Source organism: Antrihabitans stalactiti, assembly GCF_012932915.1.
In the GTDB taxonomy this organism is placed as follows: domain Bacteria; phylum Actinomycetota; class Actinomycetes; order Mycobacteriales; family Mycobacteriaceae; genus Antrihabitans; species Antrihabitans stalactiti.
The window spans coordinates 184,964-210,678 of the sequence record NZ_VCQU01000002.1; the positions used below are offsets into that span (position 1 = coordinate 184,964).

Annotated in this window: 25 protein-coding genes; 12 read left to right on the forward strand and 13 right to left on the reverse strand. The window is 64.2% G+C overall.

Translation table 11 applies throughout. From position 1 onward, the window contains the following. Nucleotides 1-48: 48 nt before the first annotated feature. From FGL95_RS06575 to FGL95_RS06585, 3 genes are all read left to right on the forward strand, one after another. Nucleotides 49-564, forward strand: a complete 516-nt coding sequence (locus FGL95_RS06575; protein ID WP_169585426.1) for a hypothetical protein — start codon at nt 49-51, stop codon at nt 562-564. A gap of 199 nt (nt 565-763) precedes the next feature. After that, on the forward strand, nt 764-1,183 hold the full coding sequence (locus FGL95_RS06580) for an STAS domain-containing protein (RefSeq protein ID WP_169585427.1): 420 nt from the start codon (nt 764-766) through the stop codon (nt 1,181-1,183). Between the two features lie 39 nt (nt 1,184-1,222). After that, nucleotides 1,223-1,954, forward strand: a complete 732-nt coding sequence (locus tag FGL95_RS06585) for a TetR/AcrR family transcriptional regulator (protein WP_338079735.1) — start codon at nt 1,223-1,225, stop codon at nt 1,952-1,954. A 24-nt stretch (nt 1,955-1,978) separates the two neighbouring features. On the opposite strand, the gene FGL95_RS06590 is transcribed toward FGL95_RS06585, so the two are convergent. Next, nucleotides 1,979-2,632: a TetR/AcrR family transcriptional regulator gene (locus tag FGL95_RS06590; RefSeq protein ID WP_338079775.1), complete on the reverse strand. Its 654-nt coding sequence runs from the start codon at nt 2,630-2,632 to the stop codon at nt 1,979-1,981. Nucleotides 2,633-2,850: 218 nt separating this feature from the next. Between FGL95_RS06590 and mbp1 the strand changes: the two genes are divergently transcribed. The 3 genes from mbp1 (at nt 2,851) to FGL95_RS06605 (ending at nt 4,345) form a co-directional block, all read left to right on the forward strand. Continuing rightward, the gene (gene mbp1, locus FGL95_RS06595) at nt 2,851-3,096 is read left to right on the forward strand and encodes a microaggregate-binding protein 1 (RefSeq protein ID WP_169585429.1); all 246 of its coding nucleotides are present in this window, start codon (nt 2,851-2,853) and stop codon (nt 3,094-3,096) included. A gap of 99 nt (nt 3,097-3,195) precedes the next feature. Next, nucleotides 3,196-3,885: an enoyl-CoA hydratase/isomerase family protein gene (locus tag FGL95_RS06600; protein ID WP_169585430.1), complete on the forward strand. Its 690-nt coding sequence runs from the start codon at nt 3,196-3,198 to the stop codon at nt 3,883-3,885. A gap of 28 nt (nt 3,886-3,913) precedes the next feature. Next, a complete protein-coding gene (locus tag FGL95_RS06605) occupies nt 3,914-4,345 on the forward strand; it encodes a hypothetical protein (protein ID WP_169585431.1) in 432 nt (143 codons plus the stop codon). Here FGL95_RS06605 and FGL95_RS06610 read toward each other — a convergent pair. Then, nucleotides 4,335-5,207 (reverse strand): aldo/keto reductase, encoded by an 873-nt coding sequence (locus FGL95_RS06610; RefSeq protein WP_169585432.1) that lies wholly within the window; start codon nt 5,205-5,207, stop codon nt 4,335-4,337. The two genes, FGL95_RS06605 and FGL95_RS06610, sit on opposite strands and share 11 nt — an antisense overlap. 52 nt (nt 5,208-5,259) lie before the next feature. After that, nucleotides 5,260-6,789: a phytoene desaturase family protein gene (locus tag FGL95_RS06615; protein WP_169585433.1), complete on the reverse strand. Its 1,530-nt coding sequence runs from the start codon at nt 6,787-6,789 to the stop codon at nt 5,260-5,262. Nucleotides 6,790-7,097: 308 nt separating this feature from the next. Between FGL95_RS06615 and FGL95_RS06620 the strand changes: the two genes are divergently transcribed. Together FGL95_RS06620 and FGL95_RS06625 are read left to right on the forward strand one after the other, a co-directional pair. Next, nucleotides 7,098-7,700 carry a hypothetical protein gene (locus tag FGL95_RS06620; RefSeq protein ID WP_206071587.1) on the forward strand — a complete coding sequence of 201 codons (603 nt, stop codon included), beginning with the start codon at nt 7,098-7,100 and terminating at the stop codon, nt 7,698-7,700. 30 nt (nt 7,701-7,730) lie between these two features. Further along, nucleotides 7,731-9,221 (forward strand): flavin-containing monooxygenase, encoded by a 1,491-nt coding sequence (locus FGL95_RS06625; protein ID WP_169585434.1) that lies wholly within the window; start codon nt 7,731-7,733, stop codon nt 9,219-9,221. Nucleotide 9,222: 1 nt separating this feature from the next. Here FGL95_RS06625 and FGL95_RS06630 read toward each other — a convergent pair whose 3' ends face one another. Genes FGL95_RS06630 through FGL95_RS06640 form a run of 3 tightly spaced genes read right to left on the reverse strand, consistent with a single transcriptional unit; the run spans nt 9,223 to nt 11,500 of the window. After that, nucleotides 9,223-9,468, reverse strand: a complete 246-nt coding sequence (locus FGL95_RS06630) for a DUF2630 family protein (RefSeq protein WP_169585435.1) — start codon at nt 9,466-9,468, stop codon at nt 9,223-9,225. A 20-nt stretch (nt 9,469-9,488) separates the two neighbouring features. After that, entirely contained in the window at nt 9,489-10,682 is a 1,194-nt protein-coding gene (locus tag FGL95_RS06635) for a serine hydrolase domain-containing protein (RefSeq protein WP_169585436.1), read from the reverse strand. 44 nt (nt 10,683-10,726) lie between these two features. Continuing rightward, nucleotides 10,727-11,500 carry an enoyl-CoA hydratase gene (locus FGL95_RS06640; protein WP_169585437.1) on the reverse strand — a complete coding sequence of 258 codons (774 nt, stop codon included), beginning with the start codon at nt 11,498-11,500 and terminating at the stop codon, nt 10,727-10,729. A 269-nt stretch (nt 11,501-11,769) separates the two neighbouring features. On the opposite strand from FGL95_RS06640, the gene FGL95_RS06645 reads away from it, so the two are divergent. From FGL95_RS06645 to FGL95_RS06655, 3 genes are read left to right on the forward strand one after another with little or no spacing between them, the layout of a single operon-like run. Further along, complete coding sequence (locus tag FGL95_RS06645; RefSeq protein WP_338079736.1) at nt 11,770-16,191, forward strand: amino acid adenylation domain-containing protein; 4,422 nt, start codon at nt 11,770-11,772, stop codon at nt 16,189-16,191. Nucleotides 16,192-16,217: 26 nt separating this feature from the next. Next, nucleotides 16,218-17,138, forward strand: a complete 921-nt coding sequence (locus FGL95_RS06650) for an alpha/beta hydrolase (RefSeq protein ID WP_338079737.1) — start codon at nt 16,218-16,220, stop codon at nt 17,136-17,138. Between the two features lie 15 nt (nt 17,139-17,153). Beyond that, nucleotides 17,154-18,428, forward strand: a complete 1,275-nt coding sequence (locus tag FGL95_RS06655; RefSeq protein ID WP_338079738.1) for a glycosyltransferase — start codon at nt 17,154-17,156, stop codon at nt 18,426-18,428. Here FGL95_RS06655 and FGL95_RS06660 read toward each other — a convergent pair. The 6 genes from FGL95_RS06660 to FGL95_RS06685 are packed head-to-tail and all read right to left on the reverse strand — an operon-like array spanning nt 18,399 to nt 23,770. Continuing rightward, nucleotides 18,399-19,418 (reverse strand): Rieske (2Fe-2S) protein, encoded by a 1,020-nt coding sequence (locus tag FGL95_RS06660; RefSeq protein ID WP_169585438.1) that lies wholly within the window; start codon nt 19,416-19,418, stop codon nt 18,399-18,401. The two genes, FGL95_RS06655 and FGL95_RS06660, sit on opposite strands and share 30 nt — an antisense overlap. Then, the gene (locus tag FGL95_RS06665) at nt 19,415-20,968 is read right to left on the reverse strand and encodes an FAD-dependent oxidoreductase (RefSeq protein ID WP_169585439.1); all 1,554 of its coding nucleotides are present in this window, start codon (nt 20,966-20,968) and stop codon (nt 19,415-19,417) included. Before FGL95_RS06665 ends, FGL95_RS06660 begins: the two co-directional genes overlap by 4 nt. Next, on the reverse strand, nt 20,965-21,312 hold the full coding sequence (locus FGL95_RS06670; protein WP_169585440.1) for a lycopene cyclase domain-containing protein: 348 nt from the start codon (nt 21,310-21,312) through the stop codon (nt 20,965-20,967). The genes FGL95_RS06665 and FGL95_RS06670 overlap by 4 nt, the downstream gene beginning before the upstream one ends. Beyond that, nucleotides 21,309-21,650 (reverse strand): lycopene cyclase domain-containing protein, encoded by a 342-nt coding sequence (locus FGL95_RS06675; protein ID WP_169585441.1) that lies wholly within the window; start codon nt 21,648-21,650, stop codon nt 21,309-21,311. Before FGL95_RS06675 ends, FGL95_RS06670 begins: the two co-directional genes overlap by 4 nt. Beyond that, complete coding sequence (locus FGL95_RS06680; RefSeq protein WP_169585442.1) at nt 21,647-22,606, reverse strand: phytoene/squalene synthase family protein; 960 nt, start codon at nt 22,604-22,606, stop codon at nt 21,647-21,649. Before FGL95_RS06680 ends, FGL95_RS06675 begins: the two co-directional genes overlap by 4 nt. A 15-nt stretch (nt 22,607-22,621) precedes the next feature. Continuing rightward, nucleotides 22,622-23,770, reverse strand: a complete 1,149-nt coding sequence (locus FGL95_RS06685; protein WP_169585443.1) for a polyprenyl synthetase family protein — start codon at nt 23,768-23,770, stop codon at nt 22,622-22,624. Between the two features lie 146 nt (nt 23,771-23,916). Here FGL95_RS06685 and FGL95_RS06690 point away from each other — a divergent pair, with 146 nt between their 5' ends. Further along, nucleotides 23,917-24,900, forward strand: a complete 984-nt coding sequence (locus FGL95_RS06690) for an alpha/beta hydrolase (RefSeq protein WP_169585444.1) — start codon at nt 23,917-23,919, stop codon at nt 24,898-24,900. Here the strand turns inward: FGL95_RS06690 and FGL95_RS06695 are convergent. Next, nucleotides 24,897-25,703: a GNAT family N-acetyltransferase gene (locus FGL95_RS06695; protein WP_169585445.1), complete on the reverse strand. Its 807-nt coding sequence runs from the start codon at nt 25,701-25,703 to the stop codon at nt 24,897-24,899. The genes FGL95_RS06690 and FGL95_RS06695 overlap by 4 nt on opposite strands. Nucleotides 25,704-25,715: the final 12 nt, after the last annotated feature.

Consider the following 25,715-nt stretch of genomic DNA (forward strand, 5'->3'; position numbering starts at 1 on the left):
GTCGCCCGATGCCGTAAACCTGGGTGCTGCGACTACTAGTCTGTCGGTGTGACCGACACGATCGAGGTCGTTGATTTCGCGACATCGCTGCAGTTCACGTTCGACGACCTGCGACGCTACAGCGGGCCCAGATCGGTTGGTGGACTGGCGCATTCGTTCAGAGTCATGCAGCGGGTGTTCCCGTTGCTGTCGCCGGACGGTCCGCCTGCGCGACGAGAGATCCAGGTGCGGACGGCTCATCCCGGGCCGGGTCTTCGCGATGGTGTCGAATTGGTGACGCGAGCGGTCACCGAGGATCGCTTCCGGTACGACCCTGCGTTCGCCCGAACGGACGGTGGGCAGCGGATGTCGTGGTGGGTGTTCGAGTTCACCTACCGCGACAAGATCGTCACGGCGCATGCGCGCGAGGAGTTCGTTCCCGAGGCGCTGATGCATTTCGCGCTGTTGGGGCGCAAGGCGACGCCCGACGAGCGAGAGCGATTCCTCGCAGAGATTCAGAAGATGTCGGCGCTCGTGCTGGCTGCGCGGCCCGAGGAGATCTACGACATCGTCGGTCTCGGCTAGGCCAGCAGCTCGTTTACATTGTAAGCGCTTTGCTGTTTACATTGTAAACGGGCAGGGCTACCCTTGGGGTCTACCTCATTTCGGTGGGTCCGCGCCACGCGAGCGCACCCACCGGATGTGGCCTCCGCAGGTTTCGCATTTCGCGTCGTGCGACGAGGCAGTCACGGACGCTGCGGTCCGCTAAGGAGAATCCATGTCGGTGAGTATTCGACTAGCCAGCGACAATGCGCTGGATGTTATTGCGTTGCAAGGGGATCTGGACTTGGCGTCGTGCCCCGAAGTGCTGGAACAACTCGGCACGAGGGCACTCGCGGGGCGTCACCTCGTGATCGATCTGGCCGGAGTGACGATGTTCGGAGCGGCAGCGATGACGCTCGTCCAGACCTTGCATTGTGACGCCACGGCCGCAGGCGGGTCATGTTGCTTGACCGCCGTACCAGCACAAATCCTTCGGATCATGACTCTGGTCGGCTTCGAGCACGTCGTGCCGATCGTGCACGACCACCACGAAGCGCAGCGACGAGTCGCTCGCCGTAAGGGGCTCGGACCCGAGTCGGCGTATAGCCTGCCACCGGCCAACGGCCCTAGAATGTTGCGAGTCTGCGAGGGTATGCGGTGACGTAGCGCGAAGATCGCGAACCGAGGATGGGGGCCCGATGTGAGCCAGGACGTGGACGATGGTGACCGGGTCGCTTCCGGGCAGGGCATAGAGCGGCGCGCCGGTGCCTTGAGTCGTCGCGCGATCCTCGACGCAGCAACCGAGATGATCGACCAACACGGTCTGCAGCAGTTGACGATGCGTCGGTTGGGTACCTGGTGCGGAGTAGAGGCTATGGCGCTCTACCGGTATGTCTCCGGTCGCGAGGATTTGCTCAATGGAGTCGTCGACAATCTGATCGACGACCTCTACGAGGATCAGCTCGCGAGCCGGGATGCCGAAGACGGTGGCTGGCAGGACTATCTGCAGCGCGTCGCGCACGGTGTTCGTGCCATCGCACTCGAACACCCGCAATTGTTCCCCGCCATAGCGACACGTCCGCCGGAGGCGCCGTGGGTGCGTCCCCCGCTGCGGAGCCTGCGATGGATGGAGACGTTTCTTGCGACCTTGCGCGGCTTCGGGTTCAATCGCGAAGCCGCTGTCGGGGTGTACCGGTCGTTCACGACGTTCCTCTTAGGGCAATTGCTGCTCGAAGTGGCTGCGCACGGCGCTCCGTTGAGCCCAGCGATGGACGCTGTCGACGGTGGAGCGCCTCTGCCGCTGGATTTGCAGCAGTACCCGAACCTACTCGAGTTGGCCCCCATGCTCGCTGAAGATCACTCGCTTGCCGAGTTCGAGGAAGCGCTGGAGGACCTGCTGGATCGAATCGAGACGAACACGCACACGCCGTAGTGCCGACTGCGTGACAACCGAACGTCACTGCTCAGTAGTAGGTCCGGTCGAATCGATGCGGGCCAGAAGTTGCTCGAGATCGTCGTCGAAGTCGTCGGTCGAGCGATCGCGGGACAGAGTCGCCTTCAGTCGCTTCAGATGCTCATAGCCGTCCAGATTCACAGTGTCGCTTCGCACGTCGGCGCCAGCCACCTCGAGGAGCAGGTGACCCAACAGGAATGTGGTGAACGAGCGGTATGCCGACGCAGCGGATTCGTCGTCGAAGTCGTGGGCAATGAGCGTATCGAGAAATGTGTCCAACCACCGGAGGCTGCGCAACGGTGGGCGTACCCACGGCTCGCGAGGTGGGTTGGTGGCTATCAGTGGGAACAACTGCGGATGCGCGTGCGCGGCCTTTCGGACGTTGTCTGCGACGCGGACCATGAAATCTTGCCAGCCGTCTTCGGCATCGCGGGTACGGAGATGATCGGCATGCAACGTCTCCATCATTCGGTCGACGATTCCGTTCAGCAGATCGTCGCGACCGGACACATACCTGTAGAGCGCCATAGCCTCCACCCCGCATGCCGTCCCGAGGCGACGCATATTCAGATGGTGAAGGCCGCCCTGATCCACCAATTGTATTGCGGTATCGAGGATCAAGTCGCGACTCAACTGTCGTCGATGGTCGCCCGCGATCCGGTGTGCGGTGTCGTCGGCACGGACGTCGGTCGTTCGAGCGCTGTAACGCTCAGGGTCACCCACGGAAATCCTCTTTGTCGATGGTGTGAATTGGGAATACCCAGACCGGGTGGATGCCAACCAGAGCGACATCGGATGGAGCCTGTTTACAAAGTAAACTGGCGGGGTAACTCCACCGCAGCGGCGTGAACCCGCGCTGCCAACTGGTGGAAGGAATGCAATTGAGCAACGACAGCGGAGTAGAAGCCGGAATCAAGGGCGTCGTCGAGGACGTCAAGGGAAAGGTGAAGGAAGCCGCAGGCAACGTCGTCGGTGACGATTCGCTCAAGCGTGAGGGCGATGCGCAGCAGGACAAGGCCGAGGCGCAGCGTGACGTCGCGGCAAAAGAGGCTCAGGCCGAGAAGGCTCGCGGCGAGGCTGCAGCACACGAAGCGCGTCAGAAAGCCGAGCAGGACAGCTAGTCCATAGCCCGTGGTACGGGAACCGACGATGCTTCCCGTACCGCTCGGCCATCCTGGGGCCCCATAATCCAGTGGTTGCATTCAACCGAAAGGTGCTCCATGCCCTCCCTGACCAACGACGGCGATGTGTCGATCCTGTACCTCGATGAACCCGATGCGTCGGATTCGGAAAATCGGTTCAACCCGGAATGGTTGGCATCGGTCAACGCTCTGCTCGATGAGGTCGAGGCGTCGCAAGGTCCGCGGGCATTGGTCACCACCGCGCGCGGCAAGTTCTATTCGACAGGTGCCGATTTGGCTTGGGGTGCAGCCAATCCCGGCCGGATCGACTGGCTGCTCACCGAGATTCAGGCAGTTCTCGCCCGCATTCTGGTTTTGCCCGTACCGACCGTCGCAGCGATGCAAGGGCACACATTCGGCGCTGGCGCGTTCTTGGCGATGGCGCACGATCGCACCGTGATGCGCGCGGACCGCGGATACTTCTGCCTGCCAGGGATCACGCTCGGTGGCTCGTATGCGCCGGGCGTGCTTGCGCTGGCGGCTGCGCGGCTCCCGGCACGCGCCGGGCATGAGGCGTTGATGACCGGCCGTCGCTACGGCGGAATCGACGCTGAGCGGGCGGGTTTGGTCGACGCCGTCGAATCCGATTCGCGCGTGCTGGAGTCCGCCGTCGAATACGCGCACGGTGTTGCTCAGACTCGCGGCCCCGTGCTGGGCGAAATCAAAGTCGGCCTGTACGAACCGGTTGTCGCGGCGTTGCGCACACCCGTCACCGGATACAACCGCTGAACTGCCCCATATTTGGGTAAGTAGAGGGATGGAACCAGATCATGCGCGACCGGCCGGAGCGAGCGACCGGCTTGTCGCTGCTGCCGGAAAGGTATCGGAAGCACTCGAAGCGACCGAGCAAGCGCGCGGGCACTTGTACGCGTTTCATCAGCTGACGGGTGGAGCCGACTTCACTCTCGACAAAGCGGTGTCGCTGCTCCGGGAGGAAGGCGAGGACGAACTCGCCGACCTGGTGACCACCGAACTGATCGGCAGGAACGTACTAGCCGGTCGATGGACATTCCAGATCGTCGAAGAGTACGACGACGGCTACTACGCGAATTTCAAAAGCGTCGAGAAGAAAATTCGGGACACCCTGATGGATGGCCGCAGGCACGTCTACGAGTCGGAACTCAAGGAGAAACGACGCACCCACGGCCGGTCAGGGCACTCATCGCGCCCGGACGAGGCTAACCGCTGACCGCTTTTTCCAGCGCCGCGAATTCCTCGTCTGTCAGCGTGATCTCAGCAGCGTCGACGTTGTCGTCGAGATGCGACACCGACGACGTCCCAGGGATGGGAAGCATGACCGGCGAGCGCCGCAGCAGCCACGCCAACGCGAGCTGGGACGGAGACTTGCCATGTTCCTTGGCGAGCGTGTCCAGCGGACCGCCTTGCGCCGCAAGCTGTCCGGTGGCAAGCGGGAACCACGGAATGAACGCGATCGAGTTGCGCTCTGCGTAGTCGAGCACGTCTTCGGCGCTGCGGTTCGCGAGGTTGTACAGGTTCTGCACGGACGCGATGGTCGCGAACTCTGCGGCCGCTTGGAGCTCGGCGACGCTGACTTCACTCAGCCCGATGTGCTTGATCTTGCCTTCCTGCTGCAGGAGCGCAAGCTCGCCGACCTGATCGGCCAGTGGCACCTTGGGGTCGATGCGGTGTAGCTGAAAGAGCGGGATCTGTTCCAAGCCAAGATTTCTCAGGCTCAGCTCGGCTTGCTGCCGCAGATATTCGGGGCGACCGACGGGGCGCCAGTCGCCAGGCCCGGACCGTGTCAGTCCAGCTTTGGTCGCGATCACGACGTCGTCGTTGTAGGGGTGAAGTGCCTTCTTCAACAGCTGTTCGGCAACTACCGGACCGTACGAATCTGCGGTGTCGAAGAATGTCACACCACGCTCGACCGCTCTTTGTAATACGCGGACGGCTTCGTCTGGATCTTTCGGATCACCCCATACGCCCTCGCCGGTGAGCTGCATCGTGCCGTAGCCGAGTCTGACGACGGGTGTGGTGCCACCGATCGAGAACGATCCCGAAAGTGCGGCGGAAACTGTGTTCACTGCCATGTCGACTCCCTTGTTGTTGAACAGGGGAGTACAACCGGCGTTACACCCTTCGTTATTCCGAATCGAGCACGGCCATCGCCGCGTTGTGTCCAGGAATTCCGCTTACCCCGCCGCCGCGTCGCGCTCCCGCGCCGCATAGCAGGATTCGGTCGTGCTCGGTTTCGACGCCCCACCGGCCGAGCTCGACGGGATCGCCGGCGTAGGGCCATTGCAGGGCGCGATGGAAGATGTGTCCGGCAGGCAGACCGAGCTCGGCTTCGAGGTCGAGCGGCGTCTTCGCCTCGATGCACATCGCGCCGTCCGGGGCCCGCACGATTCGATCTTCGATCGGCTCGGCGAGCACACTATCGAGTGAGGCGAGGGTGGCGCGAAGCGCTTCCGTGCGGGCGATGTCGTTGTCGCCCTTGAACAACCGCGCCGGCATGTGCAATCCGAACAACGTGAGCGTCTGAAACCCGGCGCTGCGTTCGGCCTCGCCCAGAATCGACGGGTCGGTCAGGGAATGGCAGTAGATCTCACACGGCGGCACCGTCGGAATGCGGCCGGCTGCCGCCTCTCGGTGAGCAATTTCCAGCTGCCCGAAACTCTCGTTGACGTGCAAGGTTCCGCCGAACGCGTCGGCAGGAGAGACGGTGGTGTCGCGGAGCCGGGGTAGGCGGTCCAGCACCATGTTGACCTTGAGTTGCGCTCCCTCGGGCGGCTCGGTCGGCGTTTCGCCGAGTAGGTCGGCAAGCCGGGTGGGCGCGACGTTGGACAGAATGTGTCGGCCATGGACCGTGTGCTCGGCGTCGCCCCGCCGATACCGGACCTCGCCGTCAGGGGAGACGGCAAGTACTTCCGCATCGGTGAGCAATGTTGCACCTGCCCGTTGCGCCGTCGATGCGAGCGAAGCCGTCACCGCACCCATCCCACCGACCGGGACGTTCCACTGACCGGTCCCACGTCCGATGACGTGGTAGAGCAGGCACCGATTCTGGGTCAGGTCGGCGTCATCGGCGGCGGCGAACGTGCCGATCAGCGCATCGGTCAACACAATTCCGCGTACGACGTCGTCGGTGAACCAGTCTCGCAGTGTCTCGCCGAGCGGGCGGTCGAAGAGGACCGACCACGCATCCTTGTCGGCGACCATCGCTTCGAGGGTGGACCGGTCGACGAGCGGTTCGGTCAGCGAATCGAAGATCGGACCTGCTACGCGAGTCGTCAAGTCGTAGAACCGTTCCCATGCAGCAAAGTCTCGCGCCGAGCCGGTCAACTTACGGAACGACCGCGCGGTGCGGTCGCGATCTGCCGTGTCGACCAGCAGTCCACCGTCACCGCACGGGGTGTAGGACGAGATGTGTCGTTGCCGTAGTTCCACGTCGATGCCGAGGTCTGCCGCGATCTTTGCAGGCAGCAGACTTACGAGATATGAATAGCGGGACAGCCGAACGTCGATCCCCGGGAAGGCCCGGAAAGACACTGCGGCACCACCTAATTCGCTTCGTCGCTCCAGGACGAGCACCGAGCGACCCGCACGGGCCAGGTATGCCGCCGCGACGAGCCCGTTATGCCCGCCGCCGACGATCACGACGTCCTCGGTCATGCCGCCAGCGTGAAGCCTCCGTCGACAGGTGTCAACGGCGGGCACCTGGCCATCGGACCTATTGAGTACGCTCGCAGCGACGTACTCCGACTCGATCGAGCCGAAGGACCCTTTTCGTGCCCACTCGCAAAATTGCCGGGCTCGCCGCCCTCGCCGTGGCGTTTGCTGTCGCCTTCGTCGCCGCGCCGCGCCCAGTGGCGTCGCAGTTCTCGAGCAGCGACTTTGCCAATTAGCGCGACCTCAGAGCAGCGGTCCGCGCGGCGTTCGTGGAGTACTGGGGTTCCGGCGAGCGGACTTTGACCCCAGGCATGGCGAGAGCTGTCGATTACTGGCGCGACTACCACGCCGCCAAGGCTGTATTCGCTGCCCTGTTACTGGTCGTGCTCGTCGCACTCGGCCTTGCCGTGTGGCGGGCGTTCCTGCGGTCCGGGGGAGTCGCACTCGCGTCCGGTGGCGTTCTCGTCACCGTATTTGCGTTGACCGCGCTGGTCCTTGTGATGGCCAACGTCCAGGGCGTGATCGCGCCGTTCTCGTCGTTACTTCCGATGGTTCCCTTCGGTGCAGCGGACGGCCGACTCGCCGAAGCGCTCGATCAGGTCCGAGCGCAACTGAGTGGTTCGCACACAACACCGCCGCTCGACGCGATGATCAGCGACTTCGCTCGGTATCACGCGGCGATGGCGGTTATCGGTGCGGTCGTCGCCGTCCTCATTGCCTCCACAACAGTGTGGTTGTGGAAGAAGTTTGCGAGCACAGCGTCGTCCGATTGGCTGACGAGGCGCGTGTTGGCCTCGTTCGGTGTTCTCTCTGCGGTGATCTCGCTGCTCCTGATCGTTGTCGTCGTGGCGAACGTGCTGACCGCCGCGGACCCGGAGCCGGCGTTGGCGGCTTTCTTCGACGGCGGCTGGTGATGAGCTGGCTCCCTCCGTACCGTCGAGCACATGACAACGGAGTCATCCACCACCACCGACCGCAAGAAGACGATGCGGATGCCCTCGGTCGCGATCGTCGGCGCCGGGATGTCGGGAATCTGTATGGCCATCACGCTTCTCGAGGCAGGCGTCACCGACGTCACGGTCTATGAAAAGGCCGACGACGTCGGTGGAACATGGCGCGACAACACCTATCCGGGCCTGAGCTGTGACGTGCCGTCGCGGTTCTATCAGTTCACGTTCGCCAAGAAGCCGGACTGGACACACCTGTTCTCGCCGGGCGCCGAAATTCAGGCGTACTTCACGGGTGTTGCCGACAGATATGGGCTGCGCGAACGCATTCGCTTCGGCACCGAGATCACGCAGGCGACGTTCGATGATCCCCGGTGGCGAATCCGTACCAGTGCGGGCAAAGAACAGACCGTCGACTTCCTGATCTCCGCAACCGGCATCCTGCGAGAGCCGCGCTACCCGAAAATCAACGGGCTCACCGACTTCGCTGGGGCAGTCATGCATTCGGCACGTTGGGACCACAGCGTCGACATGGTGGGCAAGCGGGTCGCAGTGATCGGCACCGGGTCCACCGGAGTGCAGATCGTGTGCGGACTCGCAAAGAGCGTCGGGCGGCTGGAACTGTTCCAGCGCAGCGCGCAATGGATTCTGCCGGTTCCGAATCTTGCGCACACGGCGATCGACGGACCGATTCATCGTCTGTTGCCCTTGATGAACCAGCTCGGTTACGACGGCAACAGGCACGTATTCGAGGAGTTGGCAAAGGGATTGGTGCGCCCGGGATGGCGGCGGTCCTTTGTTCAGCAGGTGTGCCGGGCGAATCTGCGAACGGTGCGCGATCCCGAGTTGCGGCGCAAGCTCACTCCCGACTATCAACCGATGTGCCGCAGATTGGTCGTGTCCGCCGGCTTCTACCGCGCAATGCAACGCGACAATGTCGATCTCGTCGATCTTGCGATCGACCACGTCGAGAAGCGTGGCATCGTCACCGTCGACGGAAGGCTGCACGAACTCGACGCGATCGTTCTCGCAACAGGCTTCGACGCACACGCGTTCATGCGGCCGATGAACCTCACCGGCCGGAACGGGCTCAGTATCGACACGTTGTGGGCCGCCGGCCCGAAGGCGCACCTCACCGTCGGGCTGCCGGGTTTCCCGAACTTCTTCATGTTGATAGGCCCACACAGCCCGGTCGGCAATTACGCGCTGACGGCGATCGCCGAGACGCAGGCCGATCACATCCTCGGTTGGGTGCAGCGCTGGCGCGACGGCGTGATCGACACTGTCGCACCGACTCCGGAAGCAACCGAGCGATTCAACGCAGAGATGCGCGAAGCGATGCCGAACACAGTGTGGGCAACCGGTTGCACAAGTTGGTACCTCGGCAAGGACGGTCTACCCGAGCTCTGGCCGTGGACACCGGATAGGCACCGCGATCGACTGCGCGCGAAACCGGATTTCGACGACTACGACGTCCGGCTCGCGTGACTCACTGCAAGTACCCCTCGACCTGAATTGCTGATTGCACCTTCGCATCGTCGGGAGCGAGGCCGGCGTCGATGCGTGCGCGACGCTGCCGCAGCAGGTCCCAGCACTGATCGAGAAGTACCTCGAGCTGCGCTAGCTGCTTGTGCTCGGTCGCCGGGTCGAGTTCGCCTGCTTCGGTTTTCGTGCGGAGATCGTGCTCGCTGTCGACCAATTCCTTGATGCGCGCGAGGATGTCGGATTCGCTCATGCTTCCACCTTACGGAGCGGTCAGGGGATGTTCGGCTTGTTGTCCGGCAGGAGCAGCTCGCCGACCTGGTTCCCGATGGGTATGGCGTTGTCGACGTTGGCGTTCGACGTCGGTCCGAGCGTGACGTAGGCGATGATCATCGTCTTCGTCTTCTCCTCGTAGAGCGCGACGCCGTGATAGCCGCCGTAAGCCGGGTTCATGATCAGCCAGCTGCCCAGGTGGAACAGTCCGAATGCGAAGTACTTGTCCTTCGTCAGCGGGCCCAGTCCGGCCGTCTTCGGCGCCATCAATTCTTCGTCCACCGCAGCGGAGACCTCTTTGCCGCCGGCCATCGCGGAGACCCACTTCGCGACATCGGCGACCGTTGTATTCATGTTGCCGCTGTTGCGGAACGCGGTCGGATTCCAGAACGTCGAATCTTCGAACACGCCGCGTTCGTTGGTATAGCCATGCAGGATCGGTTCCACCATTTCCGGCGTCACCTGGACTTTGCTCGCATCCATACCGAGCGGCTTCAGAATGTGCTCGGCGAGGAGGTCACCCAGCGACTTACCGCTTGCCTTTTCCAGCACCACGCCGAGAAGGACCAAATCGCTGTGCGCGTAGGCCCAACTGGTTCCCGGCTCGAATAGCGGTGGGCGCGAGTTGGCCAATGCGAAAAGTTCCTCGGCGGTAAATCCCTTGATCGGGTTCGCGTAGAACTGCTTCAAGAACTCGGGGTCGGTGACGTAGTCCGAGATTCCGGTCGTGCTGTTGGCGAGCATTCGCGGCGTGATCTTGTCCGCACGCGGGAAGTCGGGCAGCCACTTGGCGATCGGCTCGTCGATATTCAGCGTCTTGGATTCGTTGAGCTCCAATAGAACTCGCGACAGCATCGGCTCCATCGGTTGCCCGATCCGCAGCTGCATGTCACGTGTTGCGGGTACGCCAACGGGAGATCCGCCGAGTGCACCGGTGACGATTTCCTTGTCGCCTTGCCACACGCCGAACACCGCGGAGGTCAGGTCGAGGTCCTTCATGCTGTTGCGCACGATCTCGACGATTTTCGCGGCATTGGGATCGTCGGACTGCACGATGTCGGGAACCTTCGCTGCCGCCGACGGTTTCGCGTCGCTGCTCTTATCCGATCCGCAGCCCGCACTAGCGACGGCGAGAACCACCGCGATCGAAATAACTGCAGCTCTGCGCGGCAGCTGGGAACCGGCAATTTTCATGAACCCGAACCTATCGGAATCGGGTGTTCACTTTCTGCGAATGCTCAACGTCCTTGCCACACCGGTTCGCGCTTCTGGACGAAGGCGCTCATTCCTTCCTGGGCATCGCAGGTGACCGCATTCGTCGCCATCACTTCGCTCATCTCCACATATGCCGCGGCCTGTGGGAGATCGATCTGCCGGTAGAACGCCTGCTTGCCGATCGCCAGCGTCGAAGAGCTTGCCGCCGCGATGGATTCGGCAACCTCGGTGGTTCGAGCTGCCAGCGCCTCGGGAGCGACGACCTCGTTGATCAGACCCCAGTCCGCAGCGGTCGCGGCGTCGATCGGTACGCCGGTGAGTAGCAGTTGCAGCGCACGCTTTCGGCCGATCGCGCGGCTGACGGCCACCATCGGCGTCGAACAGAACAAGCCGATCTTCACACCGGGTGTGCCGAAGACAGCGTTCGACGACGCGATCGCCAGATCGCAAGTCGCGACCAGTTGGCACCCGGCAGCGACCGCCGGACCCTGGACGGACGCAATCACCGGCTGCCGAATCGCCTGCACTGCTTCCATCATGTCGGTGCACACTCGGAACACCTCACGTTCCTCGTCGAGCGTGCGGTCCACCATTTCGCGCAGGTCGTGACCTGCCGAGAACACCGGACCCTGCGCGCGGACGACGATCACCGAGACGTCAGGTTGCTGCGCAAGAGCCCGCAGCGCGGCCGCGAACTCCGTCATCATCGCCACCGACAACGGATTCCGCTGCTTTGGACGATCGAGCGTCAGGTAGCCGATTGCCCCATACTGTTCGCTGATGACGTAGCTGCTCATAGGTCCTTGTCTACCACCGCCGACGCACGCCACATCCACCCCTCGTGAGTCTTTTTGGAGTCCCTGGACTCCAAAAAGACTCACGAGGGGCGGCGACGGGATTCGCGGTAGCTGCGATTGAACCGGAACCGCCGCTGCGTCGTGATCATGTCGATGGCAGAGAAAACGCCCGACAAATCGGACTCGTTCGCAGTTTGATGTTTAATGCAGGTCGTTTTGTAGTAGTCAGAAGCATTGATGCAGATGAGCTATCAACTGAGCTATAAGGAGTGATTGAGTCGACGACGGGATACGAGGGTCAGCGGGTGGTGCCGCTCAGCCCGCAACAGGCCGCGTTGTGGCTCGCGCAAAGGTTGAATCCTGACGTCCCCTTCGTCGTCGCACAGTACGCAGACCTCAAGGGACCGGTCGATACCGGAGCGCTGGCCGACGCTGCTCGGTGTGCGCTGAGGGAATTCGACGTCGCGACGGGGCCTTTGGTCGACATCGGAGGAGCGCCGCATCAAGTTCTCGGCGGCGCCGAGGCCGACGTCCCGGTCGTCGATGTGCAGCGCGAGTCCGATCCCGTGGCAGCCGCGCGTCGAATCATGTTGGCGGACTACACGCGGCCGGTGACCGATCCGGATTATGCGATGTTCGCATCCTTCCTCTTGCGCATCGCCGACGATCACTACTGGTGGTACGCACGGGCCCATCACGCTGTCCTCGACGGGTATGCGGCGATGCAGCTCATGCGGCGCACCACCGAGGTCTACCGATGTCTCGTGAGCGGTGACGACGTTGCGGAGGTGAAGTCGTCCGGGTTGGACGGCGTGATCGAAGCGGAGACGACCTACCGCGCGTCACGCCGGTACGAAACCGACGGCGATTATTGGCGGACGCAGGCGGACCGGCTGCCGCCGCCGAACAGCCTCGCGGGAACGATCGGACGCCCGACCGCGCACGCTCGTGTCGTGAGCGCCGCGTTGCCGGACGAGGCGTCGAATGTTCTGCAAGCGATCGGCGACAACCGCATTGCCGCGACCCTGATCGCCGCCTTCGCAACCTATCTATCGCGCATGCTGGACGTGGACGACCTCGTCCTCGGACTTCCTGTCGCCGCCCGGACCACGGCCGTTCTACGACGCGGTGCGGGCTCGACAGCGAATGTCGTTCCCCTCGTGCTGCGTGGCGTCTGCGACGCTACCGCCGACGACGTCGTGCAGTTGTGCAGCACTGAAATCCTGGATGCGCTACGCCACCAACGCTTTCCGCGCCACGAAATCTCGGCATCCGACGACCGACTCGTCCATTTCGGGCCGGTCGTCAACCTGATGATGTTTCGCAACGAGGTATCGATCGACGGCGTGCGCGGTTACGTCCACGTGCTCACCACTGGCCCGACGGTGGACCTGTCGGTCAATATCTATCCCGGTTACGACGAATCAGCCTGGCGCATCGATTTCGAGGCGAACGCCGACCCCTACAGCCAGGACGTCCTCGTCGATCACCACCGACGCTTCCTGTCGTTTCTGGGCAGTTTCGCCCAGAGTTTGGGCTCGGACGTCCCGGTCGGCGAGTTGGAGCTGTTTCAGGCGGGCGAACGCCGACGGTTCGTACCCGCGTCCGGCGAGCCCGGCGTCGAACCCGAATTGCTGCCGGACCTGTTCGCGTCCCGCCTCGCGGGGAACGAAAACCGCACGGCAGTGTCCGACGACCGAACCAGCCTGACTTACGACGAGCTCGACAAGGCAAGCAACCGGCTGGCCCGCGCCCTCATCTCGCGCGGGATAGGGCCGGAATCGTTTGTCGTCGTGGCGATTCCGCGCTCGATCGAATCGGTGACCGCGGTCTGGGCGGTCGCCAAGGCAGGGGCCGCGTTCGCCCCGGTCGATCCGACGCATCCGCTCGATCGGTTGCAGTTCATGATCACGGATTCCGGTGCGCGACTTGGTTTGGCTGTCCGCGGCGGCAGTGACCGGCTGCCGGATTCGGTGGAGTGGTTGTTCGTCGACGATCTCGACGCTGACGGCGATGCCACGACGATCACCGACTTAGACCGACTCGCGTCGCTACGCGTCGACCATCCCGCCTACATGATCTACACGTCCGGCACCACGGGCACGCCGAAAGGTGTGGTGGTCACTCACCGCGGCCTCGCCAATCTCGCCTGCGACATCCGCGAGAAGTACGCGATCGACGAGATGTCGCGCGTGCTGCATTTCGCGGCGCCGATCTTCGACACTGCTCTGGTCGAGATCCTCGCTGCGAGTCTGGCGACTGCCTGTCTCGTCGTCGCCGGCTCGACGACGTACGGCGGCACCGAGCTGCACGATCTGTTGTGCGCGGAGCGCGTCACGCACCTGCTGTGCACGCCGTCTGTGCTCGCGACTCTCGATCACAGCGAAACCGATCACCTACGACTCGTGCTCGTCGGCGGCGAGGCATGCCCGCCGTTGCTTGCGCGACGCTGGGCCGGTACGCGGACGATGCGAAATGCCTACGGCCCCACCGAGACAACGTGCAGCGTGACCCTCACCGATCCGCTGGATCCGGCGGCTTCCGTCTCGATCGGTCATCTGATGCGTGGTGTCAGTGCCGTAGTCCTCGACCACCGGCTGCAGCCGTGTCCGCCGCACAAATCAGGCGATCTCTACCTTGCGACGTCGGGTATCGCACGTGGCTACCACCACCGAGCCGACCTGACGGCAACCCGGTTCGTCGCCGCGCCGTTCGCCGACGAAGGCACGCGGATGTTCTACACCGGTGACATCGTCAGTTTCACCGGCGACGGGCAATTGGAGTTTCACGGTCGTCGGGATACCCAGGTGAAGATCAGGGGATTCCGGATCGAACTCGGTGAGATCGACGGCGTTCTCACCGAAGACCCGTCGGTCCAGTTCGCGGTGACGATCGTGCACGAGAACGATGCGAACGATCGGCTCCTTGTTTCCTACGTGCTCCCCGCTCGTGGGAAGTCGTTCGATCCGGGCCACCTTCGGCAACTGGTTCGACGCCGACTTCCGGCGTACATGGTGCCCGCGAGCGTGGTCGAAATTGCCACTGTCCCACTGACGCCGACGAACAAACTCGACGTGTCGGCGCTGCCGCCACCGACGTTCGGATCACGCTCAGGCCCTGGCCGAGAACCCGCCGACGAGGTCGAGCAGAAGCTGATCCGAATAGTCGGCGAGTGCCTGCACGTCGGCGATGTATCGGTCGACGACTCGTTCTTCGATCTCGGCGGTGACTCACTGTCGGCGACACGGTTGGTCGAACTCGTCAACAACGCATTCGACATCGAGCTGACCGTGCGGGACATCTTCGACGCCCCCGTGCTCGCGGACCTGATCGACGGCGTCCGACGACACCCGAAGGGCACCTCGAACGATGGTCCGAAACTCGGCAGTGTGCCGGTGCCGGAACATATTCCACTCGCTCCTGCGCAATCGTTCATCGATCGTTCTGCGCACGCCCCTGCTCTGTACAACTTGCCGTTCACGATTCGAGTGCGAGGCCCGCTCGACATCGACGCGCTGCGACGTGCGCTGGTCGACGTCCTGAATCGGCATACGCCGTTGCGCACGATCTATCCCGATTCTGCGGACGGTCCGGTGCAACGCATTCTCGACGCCGTCGATGTCGCTCCGAAACTTGTTGTTCTGCAAGGTGAAGCGTCTGCGGTCTGGGAGTTGGCCGAGCCCGTTCTGAGCGCGCCGTTCGACGTCCGCATCGTTGCGCCGATCCGTGCGCAATTGTTCGAGCTAGCCCCCGACGACCATCTCCTCGCCTGCGCGATCCACCACATCGCAGCCGACGGTTGGTCGTTGCACCCGATGGCCCAAGACCTCATCGCCGCGTACCTGGCACGGGCCGGAGATCGCGCACCCGACTGGGCGCCCTTGGCAGTCGATTACACGGACTACACCGTCTGGCACCACGCTCGACTCGGCGACGAGAACGATCCAAACAGCCTTGCTGCGCGGCAAATCGGCTATTGGCGTCACGAATTAGCCGATCTCGCGGCGCCGTTGGAGCTGGACAGCAATCGTTCTCGACCTGACCGATGGACCTACGGTGCGGGTCGCGTGCGGCTCACGAAGCTTGCCGCCGGGCTGGGTGGCGCGTTGCGGGCAACCGCGAGCAAGCACCGAAGCAGCCTGTACGTCGCACTACTCGCGTCGGTCGCGATGCTGCTCGCCGACGTCACCCGCCGCACCGATATTGCAATCGGCACCCCGATCGCTGGACGCAGCGAGAGCGCACTCGACGGAGTTGTGGGCATGTTCGTGAACACGCTGGTCCTGCGCGTTCATGTCGATCCGACAGCATCGTTCGACGACGTCGTCGACACGGCTCGAGCCGCGCACTTGCGTGGACTGGCGAATGCCGACATCCCGTTCGACCGACTGGTGCAGGTACTCGATCCCCCGCGCAGCGCTGTCCGGCATCCGTTTTTCCAAGTTGCGGTCTCGTTCGACAATTTTACGGCCGCAACACTGTCCGCGGACGGTCTCGGCTTCGAACTAGAGCCACACCCGCTCGGCGTTGCCAAATGCGACCTGCACTTTCACTTCGCCGAGACCGACGACGATAGGGGAGTGGCCTGCGAAATCGTGTATTCGACCGACGTGTTCGACGGTGCCGACGTCGCGCACATCGTCGACCGGTACGAAAAGATCACCAGCGCCATCCGGGACGGCGCGTCCTGAGTACGCGCTGGGCATTGCGGACAGTGGTGGCGTTGATTCTGGTGCTCGGGCTGAATCCGGTTGCTTCTGCGGATGTTCCGATTGGTCGCGAGCACGTCATCAGCGTGTATTCGCCGGCGATGGGCCGCTCGATTCCGATCTGGGTGCTGCCCGCGACGACTGCGGGGCGGCCCGTCGTCTACCTGCTCAGTGGTGTCGATGGCGGAGAGCTTGGCGGTTCGTGGACCCAGCGCAGTGACATCGCGTCGTTCTTTGCCGACAAGAACGTCAATGTCGTTGTGCCACTGGCTGGACGGAGCAGCTACTACACCGACTGGATCGCCGACGATCCCGTCCTCGGCCGAAACAAATGGGCGACCTTTCTGACTCGCGAGCTACCGCCCGTCATCGATTCGACGTTGGACACCAGTGGCCGAAATGCGATTGCAGGACTGTCGATGTCAGCCCTTTCGGTGCTGAATCTCGCCATCGAGTCGCCAGGGCTGTATCAAGCAGTCGGATCCTTCAGCGGCTGCGCCCAAACGAGCGACCCGCTCGCGCAAGCGCTCGTCTTCTCGCAAGTCGCCAACTACGGCGGCAACGCCCTGAACATGTGGGGTCCGCCGGGTGCTCCGGCGTGGGCGGATCACGATGCGTGGCTGCACGCCGACCGATTGCGCGGCACCACCCTCTACATCAGCGCCGGAACGGGATTACCCGGACCGCATGAAAACCTCAATGCCGCCGAGATCAACGGAAACTTCCAGGCGCTCGTCGATCGGATAACAGTCGGCGGCCTCTTCGAAGCAATCGTCAATCGGTGCACCACACCATTCGTGGATCGACTCCGTGCTCTGGGAGTGCCTGCCACAGTGAACCTGCATCCGACCGGATCGCATTTGTGGCCGTACTGGCAAGACGACATCCACAACGCATGGCCGACTCTCGCCGCCGCGGTCGGCGCGTAGGCCGAGGTCGAACTCGTGGGGCGATACCTGCTCGCAGCAAGTCCGCTGACCGGTCACGTCGCGCCGATGCTGCAAATCGGCGCGGATTTGCGCCGTCGCGGCCATGACGTGCGCATGTTGTCCGGCGCCGACTACTGCGACGCAATCCGCGACGCCGGACTCGAGGCGATCGCGTTGCCTACCGCCGCGGTGGCGCACCCTCCAGACCTGTCCTTCCCGCGCGGCTTGCCGCACCTGTTGCGGAACTGGCTGACAGGGCGCGCAGATATTCGGTCCGTCTTCATCGCACCACTTCTCGCGCAGCACAAGGCATTGCGGGCGGCACTGGGCGGTGACCCGGTCGACGCGGTGTTGGTCGACATCGCGTTCGTCGGTGCGATTCCGCTGTTGCTCGGCGACGATGCGCGTCCACCAGTGTTGGTGTGCGGCGTCGGCCCATTGATGTTGTCGAGCGCCGATTCCCCGCCTTTCGGAGTCGGCTGGCAGCCGCGAACGTTCCTGACCTACCGCATGATGAATCGGGCCGTGCATCGCGTGCTCTTCGCCGATGTCCAGCGGGAGCTGAATCGAACGTTGCGCGCCGCTGCGCCGCGCAGTTTGCCGGTGTTCGTCACCGACTGGCCGCTCCTTGCCGATCGGCTGCTGCAGTTGACCGTTCCCGAATTCGAGTACCCGCGTCGCGATCTGGCCGAGACGGTGGTCTTCACCGGTCCGGTGCTGCCCGGTCCAGCTCAGACGCCACGGCTCCCGGACTGGTGGAATGACCTCGACGGTGCGCGTGCTGTCGTACTCGTCACCCAGGGGACCTGGGACAACAGCGATCTCGATCAGCTGATCGGCCCGACGGTCCGCGCCTTGGCCGACCAGGATTGTCTCGTGATCGCGACGACGGGCCGACAGGCAGCGCTCGGGCGAGAAGTGCAAGCTGGCAACGCTCGTGTCGTGGATTACGTGCCGTACTCGCTGCTCATGCCGTACGTCGACGTGATGATCACCAACGGCGGCTACGGCGGCGTGCACTACGCGCTGGCCAACGGTGTACCGCTGATCGTCGCAGGCGATACCGCAGACAAGCCCGAGATCGCGGCGAGAGTCGCCTACACCGGCGCAGGCATCGATCTCAAAACCGGCAAGCCCAGTGAAGGTGCAATCGCCGCCGCGGTGCGCACCGTGCTGAACACGCCGGAGTACCGCGCTGCAGCGCGACGACTGAGCAAGAACATCGCCGCCTCGCATGCGCTCGACACGATCGCCGAGACGCTAGGCCAGGCGGCCGACACCACCGGTTAGTCCACAGCGTCGCTGGTAGCGGCGCTCGGCGTAGGCGAGGTCGTCGCGCCACAAGCGCGCGGCTGCGTGCCGCATGAGTGGGCGGAACGCGGGCTCGGCGCGTCGTGCGAAGCGAAATCCAGGGCGGGGTGAATGTGCGACGACTGCTTCGACGATAGCGGTGCGGGGTCTGCCGTCAGGTCCGAGACCCATTGGGGTGGCATGGGTTTCGACGACGCTGCCGGTGCCTTCGCCCTCGATGATGCGCATCACGATCGTGCGGGGGTCCGGACTGGTGAACTCCGCCGTGCTCGGGGCGCCCAAGCTACCCACGACGCGGAAGGTGACGGTGACAACGAACCGGTCGTCGGTGTCGTCCGGGGTCGAGACGACGTCGAGGTGCGTGAACGAGTAGGGGTGGAACCAAGCTCCGTGCCACGGGTCGAGGCGGTTGGCGATGATGTCGACGGGTTCGCACACGCCGATAACGGTCGCCACGGCGCTGATTCTCGGGTGCGGAGGACGAGCGGGCATGACCGGTCGGTCGAGCGGCGTTTCACCGCCGACGCCGTCGAGCCGAACCCAGGCAAGAACCCCGTCGTCGTAGCAGGGAAACGGCGACCAGCCGCGTCGCCCTTGCGGCTCGAGGAGCAGCCCGTGCCAGCGGCAGCGGAGTCCGTCGCAGTCGACGACGGCTGTGCTCAGCGGTGCGCCGAGATGCGGGCAGGCGCCGGGACCGACGTGCAACTCGCCGTCGCGGTCGCGCCATGCGACGAGCTCGATGCCGCCGATGGTGCCGCCGTACGGACGGTCGTTGCGGACGTCGCGGCTCGCTGCCAATACGTACCAGTTTCCTGAAGGGCGGTGTTGGCTGCGGCGCAGCGCTTCGCCGATCAGGCCGGGATCTGCGTCCTGGTAAGTCGGAGTTTGCTGTTTCCACGGATGGGGTGGCACGGGCTGAAGCGGCAGCGTCGCAGGCCAATGACGGGTCACAAGGTCGCGCAGGGTCATGATCGCGAGTCCTGTCGTTCGGCGAGACGCCGCAACACCATGTTGCGACCGCGGGTAGGAACGGTGTGCAGGTCGTGCCCGCTGATCTGCCATTGCGCGAGCAGATTGTTCGCCGCCTGCATGCCGGTTGTCGCTGCGCGTTCCATCAGGGCGACTGGCAGATCGATCCGGACCGAATCGCCTGCGAGCATGAGCCTCGGATGCGGAGTGGTGACGGTGGGACGTTCGGCATGGCTCCCAACGCTGAACAGGGGGCAATCGGCGCGGAGTTGGGTGCGTTCGGCCACGATGCCTGCCCGGGCCGTCTCCGGATAGATCTCTTGCAGCCTGGTCAGCAACTGGGTCCGGATGTGTGGGATGTCGTCGGTGTCGAGGGCGTACGCGTGCAACTCGACTACCGCGCCCTCGCCGCCCCGGTTGCGGACCCAGTCCTGCGCCTCGGCCTCGTACCGGTCCAGCACGCTGATGTTGTCCAGTGGAGGAGTGCCGCCGTTTGCAAGGAACGCCGGTCGGTCAGCGTCGACGGCACGGTCCAGCCACAGGCGTACGACGAGAAACCCCGGCGCGGATCCGAGCGCTGCGACACGTGCGCGCCAGCTCGAGTCGCCGAGGTCGGGCGAGGCGTCGACGAGGGTGCGCAGGCCGCCCGTATCGAGTGCCACGACGACGCCGTCGGTGTCGATACTGTCACCGGTGTGGTCGTGGATGCGGAACGTGCGCTCGCCGCCTGCTTCGATTCCGGTGACGCTGGTGGACGTGCGAATTTCAGTGGTGCGCGCGGCCAAGTACTGCTGCAGTGGGGTCCACAAGGCTGTGTCGTAGTTGGCCGTCGGAACGTCGAACAGCAGCCCTTCCGACGAGCCGAGGAAGTAGACGTGGAACATCATCGCCAGCTCGGCCGCCGACATCCGATCAGGTTTGGCGAAGAAGCTGCGGGAAAATACCTCGAACGCCAAATGTCTTGCGGCCGAAGGAAAACGGATCGACTGAAGCCAGGTGTCGGCATCGATGTGATCGAGTTGCTGATAGATCCGCGGCACCGATACTGCCGCCAGCGGAGCCGCGGCCCGCGCATCGAGGCGCGGGAAGTCTCGGAGCCGGAAGGTGTGGCTGCGCATCGCGAAGGCAAGGGCGTTCCACGGGGGAGTGCGGGGCAGACCGCGGAAGCTGTCGCTGCGGCCGTCCTCGTCGCGTAACGGGTAGTCCTCGACGCTGTGGAAGCGGCGCAGTTTCGGGTCGGTCCGGGCGAGCAAGGCTCGCAGGTTGTAGTACTGGCGGAAGAACGCGTGAAAGCCGCGGTTGAGCGCCAATGGCGTGCCGTGGGCGTCGTGCTCCGTCCAGCCGGCCACTCGGCCGCCGAGATGCGGTTCCTTTTCGTAGACCACAACCTCGACGCCGCGTTCGGCCAAGCCGGTCGCCGCCGCAAGTCCTGCTATGCCGGCGCCGACAATCCCGACCCGTGGCCGCTGCGGCAGATGCTCGGTATCGGGGTAGCCGCGAACGGCGCGATGGGTCACGACGCGGCGATCGGTGCCGACGCGATCGGTCATGCGGGGTCTCGCTGCTTGTCCGAGGTCCGCGGCGCTTCGGAGGTCCGCAGCCGTTCCCAGCGCAGCAGCACCGCGGTGACCAGCGCGAAGCCGAACAAGAAGTCTTCGATCGGGATGTCCCACGGTGCTCGCAATCCAGTGATGTGGTCAGGGTTGTAGAGGACGAGCGGGGCGGTCAGTTTGGTCAGCCACCCATCGACCGGGATCTGGAAAGCAAGAACGATGACCATCGCGATCCAGTAGGCGGGGCGACGGAATAGTCCGGTTCGCAAGAACGCCAATTCCCACGCGCAGACCACAACCACGGCCAGGACCGCGGGAACCGTGTAGCCGAGCCCGGTCACTGCGGCTGCTTCGCTTTCCGGCGTACGCGCGACAGGAGCGATTCGACTGCACCGTAGGTGAGCAGCGCGCAAATCGGGATGACGAGAAAGAACGCGACCTCTTCGAGCGGGATGTCGAACGGCAGCAGCACTCCGGTGAGGTATTGGGGGCTGTAGGTCCACGCACCTGCCGCGATAGCGATGGCGTCCCACAGCAGAAACACCAGAGCCACCGGCAGCACGGCCCGGACGAGCAACATCGGTCGCCGATAGACCCGTGCGCCGATCACCTCCAGGGGAAGCGTGATCACCAGACAGGCCGCCATCACGATCAGGTACTGCCATCGGTCCAGGTTCATCGCCGGACCTTTCGGGCGACCTGCAGCTCGGCGGCGCGCGGCCCCCGCCGCGCCCAGACCGCCCTCGCATAGGCCGGTCCGGCGACCGCGACGCGACGACCCTGGCCGACGGTGGCGCGGCGGGTGAACACCGCGAAGTCGTCAGCTTCGATGCGGTCGAGGATCTCCCGGTACAACAGCAGTGCGGTCTGAACGCAGGGACGTGAAACCGGATGCAGCAGTGCGACACCTTGGGACGCGTAGCGATAGATCTCGCGGGTCTTCTCGTGCTGGTCGGCCAACGCGGCGCGGACCCTGGCATCGGTGCGCCGATTGGTGCGGCACCACTCCAGCAGGGCGCGGTCCACGCCGAATGCCGCGAGTTCGTCTGCCGGTAGGTAGATACGTCCGCGGTCGATGTCCTCGGCGACATCGCGCAGGAAGTTGGTGAGCTGGAACGCTTTTCCGAGCGCGGCGGCGAACGGCGCAGCCGTCGCAGGGTCGACGACGGTGCCGAGGATCGGCAGCACCTGCAACCCGATCACGTCCGCTGAGCCATACACATAGCGGTCCAGCGCGGCACGGTCGGGATAGTCGGTGACGGTCAGATCCATCCGCATCGACGCCAGGAAATCGTCGAACAGTGCGCCGTCGATGTGGTAGCGCTGCGCGGTGTCGATCACGGCGGCAACGACCGGGTCGTCGCTGAATCCGCGAGTCAATCCGTCGCTCAGCTGGTCTGCGAGTGCGGCGAGCCGCTCCTCGGGCGAGGAACCGGGCGCGGGGGTGTCGACGAGATCGTCAGCAAGGCGGGCGAATCCGTACAAGGCGTGGATGGCCGGTCGTTGCGCGGGCGCCAGCAATCGAGTCGCCAAGAAGAACGTGCGACCGTGCGTGGCGTTGAGGCGCTTGCATTCTTGGTAGGCGGTCCGCAGTCGGGCATCAGTGATATCGGCCGCGTCGAGTTCGGTGCGCATTGTCTCCCCTCGCGCTCAGCTGGCTCGGTCGCTGCAGATGAGCGCCATCTCGGTCAGGGCGTGCCGGGTCCACGGTTCGAAATCGGGTCCGTTCAACAGATGCAACGCTCGGTCGACGCGCTCGTCGATCATCTGCTCGGCACGCGTACGTGCTCCTGTGGACTCGATCAACGCGCACGCGTGCTCGACCGCGGCGTCGTCGAGGGTTTGCTCGTGCCAGACCGCACGCAACTTCGCCCCTACTCCCGGTGCCGCAGACTGCTGAGCGAGCGTGACGACGGTGGTCGCTTTGCGCTCGCGGACGTCGTCGCCGATGGGTTTGCCGGTCACCGAAGGGTGGCCGAAGACGCCGAGTACGTCGTCACGAATCTGGAATGCCTCGCCGATGAGGGTTCCGTATTCGCCGAGGATCGCGAGCACCGAAGGGGTGCAGCCAGCCAGGTGTGCGCCAAGCTCCAGCGGGCGCCGAACCGTGTAGTTGCCCGATTTGCGGCGCGCGATGTCGAGCACCTGCTGCAGCGGGGGTGTGCCTGCGACGTCGTTGAGCAGATCGGCGAGCTGTCCCGCAGCGAGTTCGCTCCGCATCCCGTCGTAGGACGACCATGCGCGCGCCAGCGCATGTTCGTCGAGCCCGCATTCGCGAAGCATCTGTTCGGCCCAGACGAGGCACAAGTCGCCGAGCAGGACCGCTGCAGCTTCGCCGAATCGCGCGGACCCGAAGAGGCCCTGGCGGCGATGCCACTCGGCGAGCTGCACATGCGCAGCGGGTCGGCCGCGGCGTTGCTGCGAATCGTCCATGACGTCGTCCTGCAGAAGAGCGAACGCATGCAGCAGTTCCAAGCTCGCCGCCGCGCGCACCGCGACTCCGTTCTCGCCGCTACCGCACCGCCAGCCGAGATACGCAAAGGTCGACCGCAGAGACTTGCCATCGCGGACGAACTCGGTGAGGACGGAGGCTGCGGCCTCGCCGCCTGGTCCATGCAGATGCTCTTCGCAACGCGCGCGCACGAAACCGTCGATGTGCTGCTGGACGGTGGCACGAAAGCCAGCGCGCCACACGTCGAAGTCCATGGCTGTGGGAGAGTTGGCGCGCGACCGAGCGGCTCCACCCGACACAGCCAAGGTGTTGTTGCTCGGTCGAAATGCTTCGGTTATTTCCGACATCGTCGCCCTCCAGCGTGCTTTGCGGATGTCTCCGTCTACCCCAACACGTTAGCGCCGAAACGATGCAAAAGCGATGCAAGACCGAAAGGTCCTGCACTCGTGTCGATCTCGCACAAATTCTCGAACGATAGGAGAAGATCAGCCCCATGATCGAACCGAGCCGGTGGCGCAAGACGACAGTTGTGGCGCTATTCATGGCTCTCGGGCTGTTTTCGACGACGTTGATCCCGAAGGCACTCGTCCAGAGCGCGTCCGCAGCTCCTGGTGGCCGCGAGCAAGTCCTCTCGGTGTTTTCGCCGGCTATGGCCAAGTCGATTCCGGTCTGGGTGTTGCGCGCGGCCGATCCTGGCCGACCTGTCGTATATCTGCTCAACGGTGTCGACGGCGGTGACAGCGGGGGTTCGTGGGCCGGTCGCAGCGACGTCGCGAGTTTCTTCGCAGACAAAGACGTCACCGTCGTCGTGCCGCTCGCTGGGCGAAGCAGTTACTACACGGACTGGATTGCCGACGATCCGATCCTCGGCCGGAACAAGTGGGCAACCTTCCTCACACGCGAGTTGTCGGCTTTCATCGATTCGACGTTCAACACGAACGGCAGAAGCGCGATTGCGGGACTATCGATGTCGGCAACGTCGGTGTTGAATCTTGCGATCGAGCAGCCAGGTCGGTACCAGGCCGTGGGGTCGTTCAGCGGGTGCGCACGAACCAGCGACCCGATGGCTCAGGCGCTCGTGTACTCCCAGGTCGCAACCTTCGGCGGCAACGCCGCGAATATGTGGGGACCTCCCGGCGCACCGGGTTGGGCGGATCACGACCCGACCTTGCACGCCGACCGCTTGCGCGGCACCGCGCTCTACATCACGGCCGGTAACGGACTACCGGGACAGCACGAGGCGCTCAACGATCCGAGCATCAACTGGAACGTCGGCGCGCTGCTCGATCGAGAAACGGTCGGCGGTGTGTTGGAATCGGTCGTCAGCCAGTGCACCGGCCAGCTCGTGGACCGGCTTCGTTCGCTCGGAATACCCGCCGCGGTCACTCTGCGACCGGCAGGCACGCATTCGTGGCCCTACTGGCAGGACGACCTGCACAACTTCTGGCCGATCGCCGCAGGTGCAATTGGCGCCTAGAGCGTGCGCCGCCACTTGATCCGCGTGTAGGCGACGCGGAAACCCTGGCGCTCCGCGTTGCGCTGCGAGCCGCTCCCTGCCTCCGCAACCATCATCGCCAGGTCGCAGCCATGATCGGCGGCGTAGCGCATCCGCTCGATGAGCAGCGCGGATTGCAGTCCGCGGCGACGCATTTCGGGAACCGTGGATGAGCCTGCGAACAGCGCGACTCCGTCGTTGATCGTCAGCACACCCGCGGCACCCGGCACCCCATCGATCTCGGCGAGGAAGCAGACGCTGTCGTCTCGTTCGACAGTGATGGCGCCGACCTGCTGCAGAAATTCGACCAGCTCAGGGTGTTCGAGCGACCATCCTCGCCCGCTGACGTTGCTCCATACGTCTGCCTCGTCTTTGCCGATCGCGCGTACCGTTATGCCCGAATTCGGTTCGCGCGACGGCGCCTCGATGGGCTGATAGACCACGTGGCTGATCTCGATCGGGGAGTAGCCGCGCTCGGTGAGCAACTGCAACGCCTCGACACCGGCGAGCGGGCATACCTCGTGATCGGCGACCGCGCCGCGATCGGCGAAGAACTGCTCGATCGAGGTGAGCCCCTCGGCGGTCAGGGTCTCGAAGACGCCGAGTCCGAAGCTCTGCGTCACAGGCGAATCGACGCCGTCGAAGATGGCGTACGCGCCCGCGGACTCGATCCATTCGGCGCCACACTCCGGGTCGATGCGGTGATGCGCATCGGCAAAGGCGGTACAGCCGCGTCCTTCGGCGAGCTCGAGCCGCCGGGCAAGGGCAAGGTCGGAAAATGGCATGGGGCAACAATC